Source organism: Algoriphagus resistens, from assembly GCF_001442615.1.
Taxonomy (GTDB): domain Bacteria; phylum Bacteroidota; class Bacteroidia; order Cytophagales; family Cyclobacteriaceae; genus Algoriphagus; species Algoriphagus resistens.
This window is the reverse complement of record NZ_LMXN01000001.1, coordinates 405,375-421,025: the sequence shown is the minus strand read 5'-3', so window position 1 is coordinate 421,025 and position 15,651 is coordinate 405,375. Positions and strand designations below refer to the sequence as shown.

General features: G+C 43.4%; 14 protein-coding genes. 6 read left to right on the top strand and 8 right to left on the bottom strand.

What is annotated here, in order from left to right:
- Nucleotides 1–2 precede the first annotated feature (2 nt).
- From AS141_RS01745 to AS141_RS01730, 4 genes are all read left to right on the top strand, one after another.
- Nucleotides 3–821, top strand: a complete 819-nt coding sequence (locus AS141_RS01745; RefSeq protein WP_057935890.1) for an SDR family oxidoreductase — start codon at nt 3–5, stop codon at nt 819–821.
- Nucleotides 822–879: 58 nt separating this feature from the next.
- Complete coding sequence (gene uxuA, locus AS141_RS01740; protein ID WP_057935889.1) at nt 880–2,055, top strand: mannonate dehydratase; 1,176 nt, start codon at nt 880–882, stop codon at nt 2,053–2,055.
- Nucleotides 2,052–2,606 carry a sugar O-acetyltransferase gene (locus tag AS141_RS01735; RefSeq protein ID WP_317043009.1) on the top strand — a complete coding sequence of 185 codons (555 nt, stop codon included), beginning with the start codon at nt 2,052–2,054 and terminating at the stop codon, nt 2,604–2,606. The genes uxuA and AS141_RS01735 overlap by 4 nt, the downstream gene beginning before the upstream one ends.
- A 100-nt stretch (nt 2,607–2,706) precedes the next feature.
- On the top strand, nt 2,707–3,639 hold the full coding sequence (locus AS141_RS01730) for a UDP-glucuronic acid decarboxylase family protein (RefSeq protein WP_057935888.1): 933 nt from the start codon (nt 2,707–2,709) through the stop codon (nt 3,637–3,639).
- Nucleotides 3,640–3,818: 179 nt separating this feature from the next.
- On the opposite strand, the gene AS141_RS01725 is transcribed toward AS141_RS01730, so the two are convergent.
- From AS141_RS01725 to AS141_RS01715, 3 genes are all read right to left on the bottom strand, one after another.
- Entirely contained in the window at nt 3,819–5,387 is a 1,569-nt protein-coding gene (locus AS141_RS01725; protein ID WP_082632130.1) for a sulfatase, read from the bottom strand.
- Between the two features lie 255 nt (nt 5,388–5,642).
- Nucleotides 5,643–7,325 (bottom strand): AMP-binding protein, encoded by a 1,683-nt coding sequence (locus AS141_RS01720; protein WP_057935887.1) that lies wholly within the window; start codon nt 7,323–7,325, stop codon nt 5,643–5,645.
- 219 nt (nt 7,326–7,544) lie between these two features.
- On the bottom strand, nt 7,545–8,702 hold the full coding sequence (locus tag AS141_RS01715) for an acyl-CoA dehydrogenase family protein (protein ID WP_057935886.1): 1,158 nt from the start codon (nt 8,700–8,702) through the stop codon (nt 7,545–7,547).
- 173 nt (nt 8,703–8,875) lie between these two features.
- Here AS141_RS01715 and AS141_RS01710 point away from each other — a divergent pair, with 173 nt between their 5' ends.
- Together AS141_RS01710 and AS141_RS01705 are read left to right on the top strand one after the other, a co-directional pair.
- A complete protein-coding gene (locus tag AS141_RS01710; RefSeq protein ID WP_057935885.1) occupies nt 8,876–9,841 on the top strand; it encodes a phosphotransferase in 966 nt (321 codons plus the stop codon).
- Nucleotides 9,838–11,082: an ADP-ribosylglycohydrolase family protein gene (locus AS141_RS01705; RefSeq protein ID WP_057935884.1), complete on the top strand. Its 1,245-nt coding sequence runs from the start codon at nt 9,838–9,840 to the stop codon at nt 11,080–11,082. The genes AS141_RS01710 and AS141_RS01705 overlap by 4 nt, the downstream gene beginning before the upstream one ends.
- A gap of 71 nt (nt 11,083–11,153) precedes the next feature.
- On the opposite strand, the gene AS141_RS01700 is transcribed toward AS141_RS01705, so the two are convergent.
- The 5 genes from AS141_RS01700 to AS141_RS01680 form a co-directional block, all read right to left on the bottom strand.
- Entirely contained in the window at nt 11,154–11,741 is a 588-nt protein-coding gene (locus AS141_RS01700; RefSeq protein WP_082632157.1) for a hypothetical protein, read from the bottom strand.
- 376 nt (nt 11,742–12,117) lie between these two features.
- On the bottom strand, nt 12,118–12,633 hold the full coding sequence (locus tag AS141_RS01695; protein WP_057935882.1) for an acyl-CoA thioesterase: 516 nt from the start codon (nt 12,631–12,633) through the stop codon (nt 12,118–12,120).
- A 2-nt stretch (nt 12,634–12,635) separates the two neighbouring features.
- Nucleotides 12,636–13,271: a bifunctional nicotinamidase/pyrazinamidase gene (gene pncA / locus AS141_RS01690; protein WP_057935881.1), complete on the bottom strand. Its 636-nt coding sequence runs from the start codon at nt 13,269–13,271 to the stop codon at nt 12,636–12,638.
- Nucleotides 13,249–14,745 carry a nicotinate phosphoribosyltransferase gene (locus AS141_RS01685; protein WP_057935880.1) on the bottom strand — a complete coding sequence of 499 codons (1,497 nt, stop codon included), beginning with the start codon at nt 14,743–14,745 and terminating at the stop codon, nt 13,249–13,251. Before AS141_RS01685 ends, pncA begins: the two co-directional genes overlap by 23 nt.
- A 25-nt stretch (nt 14,746–14,770) precedes the next feature.
- Nucleotides 14,771–15,613, bottom strand: coding sequence for a DMT family transporter (locus AS141_RS01680; RefSeq protein ID WP_057935879.1), 843 nt, complete (start codon nt 15,611–15,613; stop codon nt 14,771–14,773).
- Nucleotides 15,614–15,651: the final 38 nt, after the last annotated feature.

Genomic DNA, 15,651 nt, shown 5'->3' with positions numbered 1-15,651 from the left:
TTATGAGTAATTTCCTATTTTCCCTGCAGGGGAAAAAAATAGCATTTTCCGGTGCCACCGGTGTACTGGGCACATCGATGAGTTTGTACCTAGGCAGGGAAGGTGCTGAAGTCCTTATCCTAGGACGCACCCCTGCAAAAGTAGATGAACTGGTCAGACAAATCCAATCCGCAGGAGGTACTGCCTCTGGCTATATCTGTGATGTCACAGATGAAAAAAGTGTAGAAAGTACCTATTCCGCTATAGAAAAAGAACATGGCTATATCGATATTTTAATCAATGCCGCAGGCGGAAACATGCCCGGTGCAGTGATCACACCGGACAAAACTTTGAAGGATTTGGACTTGGACAGCTTGCGCAAAGTCATGGATCTTAACTACTTGGGAACGGCAATTCCCTCCAAAATCCTTTTTCCGCTGATGCTCAAAAACGGCAAAGGCAATATCATCAACATCAGCTCCATGGCCGCCTCACGACCGATGACCCGGGTGATGGGTTATGCTTCTGCCAAAGCCGCTATCGATAATCTGACCAAATTCCTTTCTGTAGAACTTTGCTCCAAACATGGCCCATCCTTCCGGGTAAATGCAATCGCACCTGGTTTCTTTCTGACTGATCAAAACAGGGCTCTTCTAACCGAACCTGACGGAAGCCTTACCGGAAGGGGTAATCAGATAATGAGCCATACACCTATGGCAAAATTTGGCAAACCTGAGGATCTTCATGGTACACTTCACTGGCTTTGCGCTGATGCCTCCGATTTTGTAACAGGAACTATCGTCGCTGTTGACGGTGGATTTAGCGCCTATTCAGGAGTATAAAAAATTAATTATTTGACATCTCAAATTTCAAATAAGTCGATCTTAAACTCAAAATACTATGACCTATACAATGGAGCAAACCATGAGATGGTATGGCCCAAATGACCCAGTAAGCCTAAGAGATATACTTCAGTCAGGAGCAACGGGAATTGTGACTGCGCTTCACCATATTCCCAATGGGGAAACCTGGTCCAGGGAGGAAATCAAAAAACGCAAAAACGTCATTGAGGCTGCAGGACTGACCTGGTCAGTTGTGGAATCTGTCCCTGTCCATGAAGTCATCAAAACACGCTCCGGAAATTATCTGGAAGTAATCGAAAACTATAAGGAGACCCTCCGAAATCTTGCAGCAGAAGGCATTTTCACTGTTTGCTATAATTTTATGCCTATTCTTGATTGGACTAGGACAGACTTAGAATACGAGCTCCCAAACGGTGCAAAAGCTTTACTGTACGAGAAAAAAGCCGTTCAGGCATTTGACCTTTTTATTCTACAAAGAGCTGGCGCAAAAGATGAATACTCTGAACAGGAATATGCTGAAGTGAAAGCGTATTACGAAGCGCTTACCCCAGCAAAGCACCAAATGATCTTTGACAATATCCTGAAAGGACTTCCAGGCTCCGAGATTGGATATACATTGGAAGAATTCAAGACCATGCTCGCAACTTATGATGGAATCGATGCCACAAAACTCGCGGAGCATTTGAGGTTATTTTTGGATGCTATCGTGCCCGTAGCCGAAGAAAATGGGGTCTCAGTGGCTATTCATCCAGATGATCCTCCATTTCCATTATTCGGGTTGCCACGGATTATGAGCACAGCGGAAGATGCGCGCAGAATTCTGAGGGATCAGCCTAGTCCCAATAATGGCTTAACATTCTGTACCGGATCTTTTGGAGTAAGAGCGGACAATGATCTCCCTGCGATGGTAAGGGAATTTGGCAATAATATCCATTTCATCCATTTACGCAGCACCAAACGGGATGAGGAAGGCAATTTCTTTGAAGACAATCACCTGGAAGGAAACGTACCGATGGTAGCGGTAATCGATGAAATCATCCAGGTGCAGCAGAAGCGGGGCAAAAGCCTGCCAATGCGGCCTGACCATGGCCATCTGATGCTGGATGATTTAAACAAAAAAACCAATCCTGGCTATTCAGCAATCGGCAGATTAAAAGGACTTGCAGAAATCCGGGGAGTGGAAGCTGCTTTGCTTTACAGCCAAAAAAAGTGACCGAAAAGGAAAAAATGCTTGCAGGTGAGCTCTACCAAGCTGCTGATCCGGAATTGGTAGCTGAGCGCCTGCACGTTCGAAGGCTGATAAAATTATTCAATGATTCAGATCCCGGGGATATTGAATTTAGAATTTCCCTTGCCCGGAAAATCTTCGGCAAAGCCGGAAAGAATTTCTGGGTAGAGCCTCCTTTCTACTGCGACTACGGCTCAAATATAGAAGTTGGAGATGATGTATTCTTCAACTTCAACTGCGTGGTGCTAGATGTCTGCAAGGTCATCCTTGGCGATCGCGTTTTTGTAGCTCCCAATGTTCAGTTTTATCCTGCCACTCACCCACTTGATCCGGTAAAACGGGGAGAAATGTGGGAGTACGGAAAACCCATCTCCATAGGTTCTGATGTCTGGATAGGCGGATCTGCTGTGTTATGTCCCGGAGTGACTATCGGAGCTAGAACTGTGGTAGCTGCCGGAGCTGTGGTAACAAAAAGTTTCCCGGCTGATGTAGTCATCGGGGGCAATCCTGCCACAGTGATCAAACATCTGGTGTAACGGGAAAACCATTCTACCTTTCCGCCTTGGGATTTCCTGAATTTGAAAAACATTTGCTTATTTTTGGCCGCAATAATTTTTGAACCTTTTCCTTAATTGAATGAAACGAATATTAGTAAGTGGTGGCGGCGGATTTCTTGGCAGTCACCTTTGTGACCGCCTTCTAAAAGAAGGGAATGAAGTTCTATGTGTAGATAATTTTTTTACGGGTAACAGAAGAAATATCCACCATCTTCTTGACAATAAGAATTTTGAATTGCTTCGTCACGATGTCACCCACCCGCTCTATGTCGAGGTGGATGAAATCTATAATTTGGCATGCCCTGCCTCACCTATTCATTATCAATTTGATCCAGTGCAGACCACCAAAACGTCTGTGATCGGAGCCATGAATATGCTTGGCCTAGCAAAAAGATTAAAAATCAAAATCTTACAAGCGAGTACCTCTGAAATCTATGGAGATCCTGAAGTCCATCCACAACCAGAATCCTATAAAGGGAGCGTAAACACGCTCGGCCCTAGAGCTTGTTACGATGAAGGCAAAAGATGCGCAGAAACGCTCTTTTTCGACTACCACCGCCAGCATAAAGTGGCTATTAAAGTAATGCGGATTTTTAATACTTATGGCCCTAGAATGCATCCAAATGATGGACGAGTAGTGAGCAATTTCATTGTACAGGCGCTTCAGGGAAAAGATATTACCATGTATGGGGACGGGAAACAAACGCGTTCCTTCTGCTATGTAGATGATAATATTGAAGGAATGTACAGGCTTATGAATAGCCGCGATGGTTTTACCGGCCCTGTAAACATTGGAAACCCGGGAGAATTCACCATGCTGGAACTTGCCCAGCAAATCATTGAGCTCACTAATAGCTCCAGTAAAATGGTCTTTTTACCATTGCCTCAGGATGATCCTATGCAGAGGAAACCTCTGATTGACTTGGCGAAAAAAGAGCTGGACTGGGAACCTACTGTTCAGCTTAGAGAAGGATTAATTAAAACTATAGCGTACTTCGAATCAGTCATCTAATGGGTTAAATACTTTCCGAAAAGGCCATCTTCGGATGGCTTTTTATTGCCGGTATTTATCGCCGGTAAAATCAAACTTTCCCAAAGCCAGGGAATAACGGGATATCCCTAAAAATTGGAATTTAAGTCATAAATAAGCTCTAAGGCAGGATTAACGAACCTGTATATTCTGGGCTTCCCTTAATCCTTAAGCACGTTACTTCCCCACCAGTCTGCGTTCGGACGCCAGTCCTCAGAAAGCATATTGATACGATCCGCTTCAAGCGCAGGCATTTTCAGATTTTTGTTTTTATCCAATACTTCCTGATGCAACACCTCACTGTATTGAGGATCAATTGTCGGTTTATTGGCGTTGGTTTTTGCAAGCCAGCCCATTAGTTTTTCAGTTAGTCTCTCGGTTTCTCCAGGATATTTAGAGGAAAGATTATACTGCTCTTGCGGGTCATTCTTGAGGTTATATAATTCCACTCCCTCATCCTCCCAATAATAGATCAGTTTCCAATCTCCCTTCCTGATTATGGAGCTGGGATCTCCGCCTTGATTGCCATAATGTGGATAGTGCCAGTACAGTGCCCTTTCCGCCATTTTCTTACCTTGCATAGCCGGTGCCAAACTTATTCCCTCCACACGCGTATTCTCAGGCATTTTCAGTCCAGCCAGCTCTATCAATGTAGGATATAGATCTATTCCACTGGCGGGGGTCGAAAGCATAATCAATTCTTTTTGCCCGGGAATTTTGATAAAGTATGGAACGCGCAACCCACCTTCCCACTGATAGCCTTTACCTCCTCTTAATGGCAAATTAGAGGTAGAATACGCATCTCCGGAAGCCACACCGCCATGATCTGAAGTGAAAACGATTAGGGTATTTTCTTCCAGACCCTGTTCCTTAAGTGAGTTCAACACCACCCCAACAGCATCATCCATTGACTCAACCAAACCTGCATAAACAGGGTTGTCCTGTACTTGCCTGATAGGAAGTCTTCGCTCCATTGCATAGGCGTGATCCGCTAGTCCATTACTGGTAGCTTTTAGGCGATATTTCTCCCATTTTTCTTCAGTAGTCTGAATGGGACCATGTACCGCATAAAAGGAAAGCATCGCAAAAAAGGGCTTAACATGTTCTCTCCCGATGAATTTGGCTGTCTCTTCTGCCAATCGCATACTCAGGTTTTCACCGTCCGGTCCTTGTGGAAGTTTTGGGTTTTCATAGGGTGCAAAATATCCCCCCATAGGACTGCCGGCAGCATATCCTCCAATATTAATCTCAAAGCCATGGTCTTCCGGAAAGGAACCTTCTCCTCCCAAATGCCATTTTCCTGCAAAGAATGTTTCATAACCTGCATCTACCATTGCTTCTGGAAGTGTCACATACGAGGCTTTCAGCTCGTGCTCATAGTCGGGAGGAAGAAGCTTGGTATGACGCCCGGCTTTTCTCCAGCCCTCCCCATAGGCAGCTCCTATCCAGTCTGTCACACCATGAACCGCCGGTGTAAGCCCTGTCATAATACTTGCCCGGGCCGGGCTACAAACCGGAGAAGCTGTATATCCCTGGGTAAACTGAAAAGACATAGAAGCCAACTCATCAATATTCGGAGTTTCATAGAATGAACTTCCGGTAGCTCCCAAGTCATAATACCCTAAATCATCCACGAGAATAAATACGATGTTAGGCTGGTCGGTGGTTTGGCCAATAGCTTGAAAAACAAGACACATAAGTCCAGCCACTGGAATAAGTTTCTTAAGCATAGGTGTTATTGTTGGTAGAAAATCCAAGTTGGTCAGAATAGAAGGTATTAAAAACGTAGTTGAATTCACAGGAAATAGTATGGGAGAAAGACGCCTTTCTACGGAAAGATTTTGAATAGCATGTGTCAGTACGATAAACCAGCAGCAAATAGCCATCGTCGCGCAGAATGCAATCATAAATCTGCTTTCCCCCTTCCTTCTGAGCCTGTCCCTGAAATACCTAATACTCCAGGTGATGACATAGACAACCTGATCCTATTTTCCCGCCTTTTCCATATGCGCCTCCTTGATCTTTCTTCTTAGGATCTTGCCCACATTTGACTTTGGCAGTTCATCTACAAAATAAATCTCCTTTGGACATTTGTAATTAGTAAGTGATACGTGGCAATGGGCTATGATTTGATCTTGGGTAATAGTCTTGTCTTTTACCACCACGTAAGCCACAACCCGTTCAGTGGATTTCTCGTCCGGAATGCCAATCACACCCACCTCCAAAACTCCTGGATAAGAAGCGATCACGTCCTCTACTTCATTGGGATATACATTAAACCCTGAAACCAGAATCATCTCCTTTTTTCTATCCACTATTTTGGTAAAGCCATCTTCATCCATGACGGCTATATCGCCTGACTTAAACCAGTCGCCCATCATGACTTCCGCTGTTTCTTTGGGTTTATGCCAGTAGCCTTTCATCACCTGGGGACCCCTGATGCATAGTTCTCCTCGCTCACCTACGGGGAGTGTATTGCCTTGCTCATCAATCACCATAAACTCTGTATTCGGAAGAGGGAGCCCAATTGTACCATTTCTTTCCGTGCCATCGATGGGGTTGCAGGAAGCTACAGGAGAAGTTTCGGTAAGCCCATAGCCCTCGGCCAGCGGAGTACCAGTCACTGCCATCCACTTTTCAGCGGTTGCTTTCTGTACAGCCATCCCCCCTCCTACAGTTATTTTTAATGCACTAAAATCAAGCGATCTAAATGCTTCTTGATTTAGCAATCCATTAAACAGGGTATTCACACCAGTGATTACAGTAAACTTCTTCTTGGACAAATCTTTACAAAAAGCAGGCATGTCTCTCGGATTGGTAACCAATAGATTATGTGCCCCGATTTTAAGCATGGCAAGGCAATTTACAGTCAGGGCAAAAATGTGATAAAGCGGTAATGCTGTAATAACAATCTCTTCCCGCTCCTTCAATTTTGGCTTCATCCAGGCGGATATTTGCTGCATATTTGCCACAATATTTCCGTGGGAAAGCTCCGCCCCTTTGGACACACCTGTAGTCCCTCCAGTATACTGGAGAAAAGCAGTATCCTCCAGTGAGATTTCAATAGGCTTGAATTTATGGTTTGCCCCCTTGGCCAAAGCTGATTTTAAGGAAATAGCGTTGGGTATGGAAAATGCCGGCACCATCTTCTTGATATACTTCACCACCAGGTTGACTATCGTTCCCTTAACCCCTCCAAGTAAATCCCCTAATTCAGTTACGATGATGTGTTTCGCCGGAATTTTGGTCAGGATTTTTTCCAGGTTACTGGCAAAATTTGCCACGATGATAATCAGATCGGCGCCGGAATCTTTGAACTGATGCTGCATCTCGGAAGGCGTATAGAGCGGGTTGGTATTTACTACGATCATTCCGGCACGGAGTGCCCCAAACATCACCACGGGGTACTGTAAGGTATTCGGCATCTGAATTGCCACTCTGTTGCCTTTTTTTAACCGCAGCACCTGTGTCAGGTAGCATGCAAAATCCTCACTAAGCTTGTTTAGCTGATTGAATGACATAGTCTTTCCCATACATTCATATGCCACTGCATCGCCATATTTGGTTACACTTTCCTCAAAAAGTTCTGCTACACTACCGTAGGCGGTATAATCTACTTCCTTTGGTACAGAATCCGGGTAATGCTTAAACCAGGGGAAATCCTTCATGATGTGAGTTATTGTTGGGTGTATTGATTTTTATGATTGTCCGCAATGATGCCAACAGCCGTATCTTCTTTGATTTAATGGCTGAAAGACCGAAGCAGTCTAAATGTTCTTATTCATCAAATTTTATACTGTTTTATTTCATTACCGCCAGAAAAGCGAGTATCAGCTTAATTTTATTGAATTAATCAAAATCCTGGCTTAGGTCAAAAGTTTTCTTTTCTATTTCAAAATTTTTCTTGCAATCAGTTCTTTCATTATTTCATTAGTACCTGCATAAATCCGCTGAACTCTGGCATCTGCGTATGCTCTGGCCACACCATAATCCCACATATAGCCATATCCACCATGCAGCTGCACACACTCATCAGCTACTTTACATTGCAGTTCGGTCATATTGTATTTTGCAGCCGATGCCATGGCCGAATCCAATTTGCCTTCATTATGAAGCTGTACCAAATAATCACAATAAATTCTGCCTTGCTCAAGCGCAGCACACATTTCGGCCAGTTTGAACCGGGTATTCTGAAAATCTGAAATCGTCTGGTTAAAAGCTTTTCGCTGTTTCACGTACTGGATAGTCTCCTGAAGCATATACTCTCCCAATGCTACTGCGGCCAGCGCCACCACCAACCGCTCCTGGGCTAACTCCTTCATCAGGTAGGTAAAGCCTTCACCTGCTTGTCCAAGCAGGTTTTCCTTAGGGACTTTCACGTCTTCAAAAAACAGTTCACAGGTATCCTGTGCATGCAGCCCCACTTTTTCAAACGGATGACCTTTGGTGAAACCCTTCATGCTATTATCCAGCAGAAGCAAACTGATTCCCTTTGCACCTTTCATAGGGTCTGTTTTCACAGCAACCACCACCACATCAGATAAATACCCATTCGAAATAAACGTTTTACTTCCATTAACCAAGTAATGGTCTCCCTGATCAACCGCACTCGTGCGGATACCCTGCAGATCGCTGCCAGCACCTGGTTCCGTCATGGCTACAGCTCCTATATATTCCCCTGAGATCATCTTTGGGATATATTTTCCCAACGCTTTTTCTGTCCCATAGTGCAGGATATAAGGCATCACTATATCATTATGAAGCGGGTATCCTATGGCTGGGCCGGAGCAACCACTCAGACCAAGCTCTTCTATAAAAACAGCATTATAACGGAAATCCTGTATATTCAGGCCGCCGAGATGTTCTGGGGCCTGTATCCCCAAAAATCCTTTTTCTCCGAGTTTGAGCCAACTTTCCCGGGATACCATCTTATTTTTTTCCCATTGTGAGTTATAAGGCGTTATTTCCTTTGCGATAAAATCCTTTACACTGGCTCTGAAAAGCTCGTGTTCTTCGGTAAAAAAAGTCCGGGGTAGTCCAAACATGTTCTTATATTTTAAGGTTTAATTCAAATCAAAAATAGGTGTTTTTACCAGCTACATTTTCATTTTATCGACGAAAAGACTTTTTCTTACCCATCATCAAAACTTATGTCAAAAGCTGCCCTAAGCTTTGAACTTATTTCCAGTTTCGGTAATCAATCCCTAAATTCAACAATATGATTGATCTAAGTGAGCATTCCAGCCTCGACACCCTCAATTCTCTCCCGTTCTGGGAAGAAAATGAAAAGGTGCTTTCGATGGGACCTGCGGGAGAAAGTAACATGAATCTGGTTTTACGTGTAAAGACAAGCTTAAGGTCAGTCATCCTGAAGCAATCCAAACCCTTTGTTAGAAAATTCCCGCATATCCCAGCTCCCATCGAGAGAATAGAAATTGAACTATGTTACTACCAGCTTATTGAAGATGACGACATACTCAGCAGCTACAGCCCAAAGGTGATTCTTTATGATCAGCAACATCACATCCTGCTTATAGAGGACCTGGGAAACGGAACAGATTTCACGGACATTTATACGCATGGCTGCAGGTGGAATCCCAATGATCTTCAATCTATTAGCAGTTACTTAAATGCTTTGCATGAATTGGAAGTAAGTAACTTTCCTCTCAATCAGGAAATGAAAAGGCTAAACCATGAGCATCTTTTTCACTTTCCCTTTATGGAAGAAAATGGAATTGACTTAGACGCTATTCAGCCTGGTCTACAAGAAAAAAGTCTGAAGTATAAAACAAATCCAGCGTTGAAATCAGCTTTAAAGTTGTTAGGCAAGCGGTATTTATCACATGGTACTACTTTATTGCACGGGGATTTTCATCCTGCTGCCTGGCTCAGAACTAAAGATGGAGTAAAAATCATCGATACGGAATTCTCCTATATGGGTGAGTGTGAATTTGATTTGGGGGTGCTTTTCGCCCATTTTGATTTGGCCAAAATAGATTCAAGTAATCGTGACAATTTCTTGCAGCAGTATAAATATAGCTATTCTGAGAGTTTAGTAAAGGCATATCAGGGAATGGAAATCATGAGGAGACTAATTGGGATAGCACAGCTTCCTGTATCACTCTCCTTGGAGGAGAAGGAATTACTTCTGGATAAAGCCAGCAAGCTTATCTTATCACAATGAGAAACCTCGATCTATTTGCGCTTATCCTGCTTATGTATACTGCTTGCAGCACGAAAGAACCTGCCTCTCCAAGCGACTTTTCAGATCAGGAAATCCCCGAACTAGGGCTCACAGAAAAACAACTCCACGACAAATTATTAGGCATGCTGGTAGGGTCTGCCATAGGTGACGCGATGGGAGCCCCTACCGAGATGTGGTCTAGAGAAGCAATCAAACTGGAATATGGGTTTGTGGAAAGCCTGGATTCCATGATCCGCGAAGTATCCCCTGAAGGAATCTGGACTGCCAATCTACCTGGCGGAGGCACTACAGACGATACACGCTGGAAGGTACTGACTACCAATTATCTACTGAGTCAAACCAGCAAGGGATTGAATCCAAGAGATTTTGCAGAGCAGGTTTTTGAAACCTATGAATCTTATACGAAGGAATTTAAGGAGATAAAAAGCACTGACCCAAAACCTTTTGAACAAGTGGCACTTAAGATGGGCTGGTTACAGGAATGGGCTAAGGTAAGTCGTCCTTATATTGACAATAACCTGACAGGATATGCAGATTCTCTGGGGAAATTTTATGGTGGAGAAATGGTGTGTGCAGGATTATTGTACTCACCTTCTTTGGGTTCATATTTTCCCGGAAATCCCGAAAAGGCATATGCTGAAGCCTATAAGCTTTCAATTTATGATCTGGGCTATGCGAAAGATATTTCCGCTCAGTCCGCAGCTATGACAGCGGCTGGAATGAAACCAAATGCCTCCAAAGAGGATTTACTTGCATCCCTGAGATTAGATCCGGCCAATTACTTTGAAAGTCGGTTGGTAGGAAGGACTGCCCATACTATTCTCAAAAATGCATTGTGGATTTCTGCTGAATCAGCAAAACAAGATAGCCTGGGAAACCAACTTCAAGTTGATAGTAAAGCACTAAGGTTTGCCTATGGGCAACTGGACCTGCAGCTGCAAGATATGCCGTTTCATTCCGGTGAGATATGGCTTCAGACGCTCACAGCTATGATTTACTCTGATTTTGACTTTATGGGCTCCCTCATTTTTCTGGTCAATTACGGGAGGGACAACGATACCACAGCAGCAGTGGCTGGTGCAATCCTGGGCGCTTTTTATGGATTTGAGCAATTGCCCATAAGGGAAAGGGAGAAAGTTATCGTCGTAAACAAAGCGCTGCTTGGCATAGATCTGGAACAACTCGCCAACGACCTGACAGCCCATATGCTTGGGAAATAACATAGCTCTCTACGTAAAAAAGCCCCAAATCATTCGATTCAGGGCTTTCGCGCAATAGATAGGTTTAGAATTCAAATGTAAATCGTGCGCTTTCTGCCTTTTGCATCTGTTACTTCGAAATAAACATCCTCTGCCTGGATTCCATTCAATCTGTAGTTTTTGCGGAATCCTTCGGGCTGGTCAACCATTTCCTTATGTACAAGTTTATCATCTGCAACTTTTCTGATTTTGACTTCTACCCCAGCTTCCTCCAATCCTACAACCAGAAGATTAATAGTATTGCTGTCAATTTTTTTACCATAAGCCATCAGTGGCAACACTACTGGAGCTGGCTCCACTTTTTCGACTGTTTCTACGATATAGCTTACTTCCTCCTCATCTGTTGTAATCATGACTTGGTATTCACCACAAGGAAGGCTGTTTAGATCATAGGGGACGCGGATATCTTCTTTAGCCTTTACTGATCTTTGGTGGAGTCTTTTCCCGTTCATATCATAAATGGCAATTTTTGCCTTGCCGACACCTTCTTTAAGATGTACGCTTATTTTTTTATAGGAAGCATGTACGGTAGACATTTCTTTCAAGTCTTCTGGTCCGACGGATGCAAATGTACTGGTCGCTAAAAGTCCAGCCAGTGCGAAAGTGAATAAGGTTTTCATAACATTTGTTGGTTTAGAGTTATGCTTTCCCCTCTTGCTAAGCATGTACCAAGTGTGCCCAAAAGGCCATTTCAAGGTCCCTTGTGGGATTTCTTAATTCACAAAAATTAACATTGACACAAAATATAATTTGGCACCCTACCCGGTTTACCAGGCAGATCTGTTCGAAAAATGGTCGGTTTACCGAAAAATTGTATTACGTGCGAACAGTTTTGAGCGAATGTATAGAAAGTGCAGGTTACACTTTAGTATGAATGTTAGTAAAAATTAATTTTTCAACTTTTTGTAAGTACCTGGAAACAAATAATTTAAGAATAAAAAATCTGTACGGTTTTGTACAGGTCTTGTTCGCTGAGATACATAAATTTGATTTATGTCAACTCTTCTTAAGTGCTTGGATAAGTGATTTTACCCGATCTTTCACCTGGACATCGGAAATATCAAGATTCAGCGATGTCGCTCTCAGAAATTCATCTACAGCTCCGGTATGGTATGTAGATTTTCCTTCAGCAAGTGTCACATAGCGCATGGTGGACCATAGCAGGGTTTTCAATTGGGTCTCATTATCATCGGTCATGTAATACTCAATAACCACCGTGTTGTGATTGTGCCAGATGATCCGGCTCTTGATCCGTACCCACTCTCCCACCATAGCTGGTTTGACGTAGGAAATGTTGTGGTTATAAATCACCCAGGCGGCTTGGTACTTTTTGATGAAATCCATCATCTCTACCCCATAAAGCTTGGGCACCTGATCTTCTCTGGCATTGAAAAAGTAATCGAAATACTTCGCGTTGTTCAGGTGCCTAAGTGGATCACAATCCTGAAACCTGATCAGAACTCTACTTTCAGTTTCGGTCGGATAATTCCTTTCTGAATTGTATTCAAACATGGTCAGTCAAGTATAGCTGAACTTTCAATTAGTATCACTCCGGCACTATGCATTTCTTCCAATGACTTTTCACCGTCTTCCGTTTTCACATTCACCGCTTTGGTAGCATCCGTGATCAGGTAGGTTTGGAATCCTAAACTTACAGAATCCAAGGCGGTGAATTTCACACAATAATCCTGGGCAAGCCCCGTAACGAAGACATTTTTTATTCCCTCGTTTTGGAGAAAATCCCCAAGTCCTGTGTCTTCTCTCCGGGCATTATCGAAGAAACCCGAGTACGAGTCCACTTCAGGGTTTTTCCCTTTTTGGAAAATTGCCTTCCACTTGATTGGATTCAGTTCCTCATGGAATTCAGCGCCTTCGGATCCCTGCACGCAGTGAACAGGCCAGAGAATTTGAGCTAAACCATTCCATTCAATTACCTCACCCGGGGTTTTCCCTTCGTGATTCGCTGCAAAGCTTCCGTGAGCTGATGGATGAAAATCCTGCGTAGCAACTATAAAATCAAATTTCTCCTGCAAGTCATTGATGACCGGAATTATTTCCTCTCCATGATCCACTGCCAAAGCACCTCTTGGAAGAAAGTCATTTTGGACGTCTACTATCAGTAGTGCACTATTTTTCAGATTCATTGCCATTGTAAGAAGGTTTTGATTTGAGTACTAACTCCATTCTTAGATGATGAAGATTTTCTTCCAAACCGATTGGATACAGATGGGGGTTCACCAGTCTCTTATGTGTTTTATCCAAGCTATTCAGCTGATTTTGCACCCGCTCTCTGATCTCAACAAGCGTAGGTAACTTGTATATCAGCTTCCCCTTTTTAAAAATAGGTTTCAATAAAATCTCTTCCTGATAGTATGCCGGCATCATGCGCTTCCTTCTGGTAGGGTCATTTGGGTCTATGATCAATGCTGCATGGGGATTTAATTCTTGGGATTCAAGATAAATCATATCTGCAATAGCTTTGCCTTTGGAGAAATATCTTTTTACCGTATGCAATCCGGGAATATTGATTTTCAGGGATTGCTGGGAAAGCTTGATCTTTGGTACCCAATTTCCATTTCCATCCCGGATAGCAGACAATTTATATACTCCTCCGAGTGCCGGCTGATCAAATGCTGTCACCAGCTTTGTCCCTACTCCCCATACATTGATAGATGCCTCCTGACCTTTCAACGAAGTAATAATATGCTCATCCAGATCATTCGAGGCTACAATTTTAGCATCAGGAAAGCCTGCTTCATCCAGCATCTCTCTGGCCACATTACTGTAATAGGCCAAATCTCCCGAGTCTATCCGGATACCTGCCATTTCCTTTCCCTTGCTCCGCAGTGCATTTCCTACCGTAATGGCATTCTTAATCCCATTGATGGTATCGTACGTATCGACCAGGAAAATGGATTGATCCGGGAAAGCATCAGCGTAGGCCTCGAAGGCCTCAATTTCTGTCTCGAAGGACATAATCCAGCTATGTGCATGCGTGCCTGATACTGGTATTCCAAAAAGCTTTCCTGCCATGACATTACTGGTAGAAGTGCATCCTCCAATATATGCGGCTCTTGAGGCTGCCAGTCCGCCATCAATTCCCTGCGCACGGCGAAGTCCGAATTCCAATATAGGCTCACCCTGCGCGGCTATGTTGATCCGGGCAGCCTTAGTAGCAATCAGACTTTGAAAATTGATGCTATTCAGAAGTGGTGTCTCCAGCAACTGGCACTGGATCAAAGGCCCCTTCACACGCACCAGGGGAGTATTGGGAAAAACCACGGTTCCTTCCTCCACAGCGTCTATGTCGCAGCTGAACTTCATGTCCCGGAGGTAATCCAAAAATCCCTTTGCAAAAACCGGCAGGCCATCTTTCCCCTTCATGGTAGCCAAATAGCCTATATCTCCTTCGCTGAATTTGAAGTTTTTGCAATAATCCACTATATAATCCAAACCTGCGGCCAGGGTAAAACCGCCCTGAAAAGGATGCTTGCGGAAGAACAGATTGAACACGGCTTCCTGCTCGCCTTTTCCTGATTTCCAGTACGCATAAGCCATCGTCAGCTGATAAAAATCTGTAAGAAGAGCCAATGATCCTTTGTATAAGTCTTTAGTGATTTTCATTTTTCGTTTGTAGCCTGATTCTAAATTAACCTGATTTAGATTCCTGTCCAATTTGTTGTGAAACTTGCTTTACCCGCATATTCAGTAAAATTCCTAGCAACACCAATCCCATCCCGATATAAACCAAGGCATTGAAAGTCTCCTCAAAGAAGAAGAAACCAAAAATCAATGCATATACTATCCCTATGTAAGTAAGGCTGGCAATTTTAGATACGTTTGCGTTTTGGTAGGCAATTGTCAGGAAATACTGTGCAGTCTGTGTGCAGAAACCTATGAACAGTAAAATCCCCCAGTCCAGTCCCACAGGATTTACCCATCCAAAGGCTGAGACAATGAGTGCAAACGGCAGCGTAACCAAGGGAAAATAGAATATAATGACCAAGGGATGTTCTGTGTTCTTGAGCTTACGGATCACGTTGTAGGCCAACCCGGAGAAAACAGCTGAAATAATCCCTATGGTAGCCCAGAACATATCTACCCGTGTATCAACTCCCTGGATGACCAATACCCCTCCAAAAGAAATCGCAAAGAAAAAGAACTGAATTGGCTTTACTTTTTCCTTCAACAGAAAAACACCGAAGATCGTGGTGAAAATCGGAGACAGATACTGAATCGTGACCGCACTGGCCAAGGGTATATTCTGAAGTGTATAAAAAAAAGAAATCAACCCGATCGAGCCTACCACACCCCGGATGATCAGCCATTTTTTGTTGTTCCCAAAGACATTTACTTTTTGCTTTTTTAAGACCAAATAGCTAAAAACCAATGAGAATATTGACCTGAAAACTATTATTTCTATGGCAGGAATATGGGGAATGAATTTGACTGAGACATTCATCAGAGCGAAAAATATTCCTGCCAAAAGCATGGCCTGGACACTGTTAATCTTCAAAATAATAAGGTTCA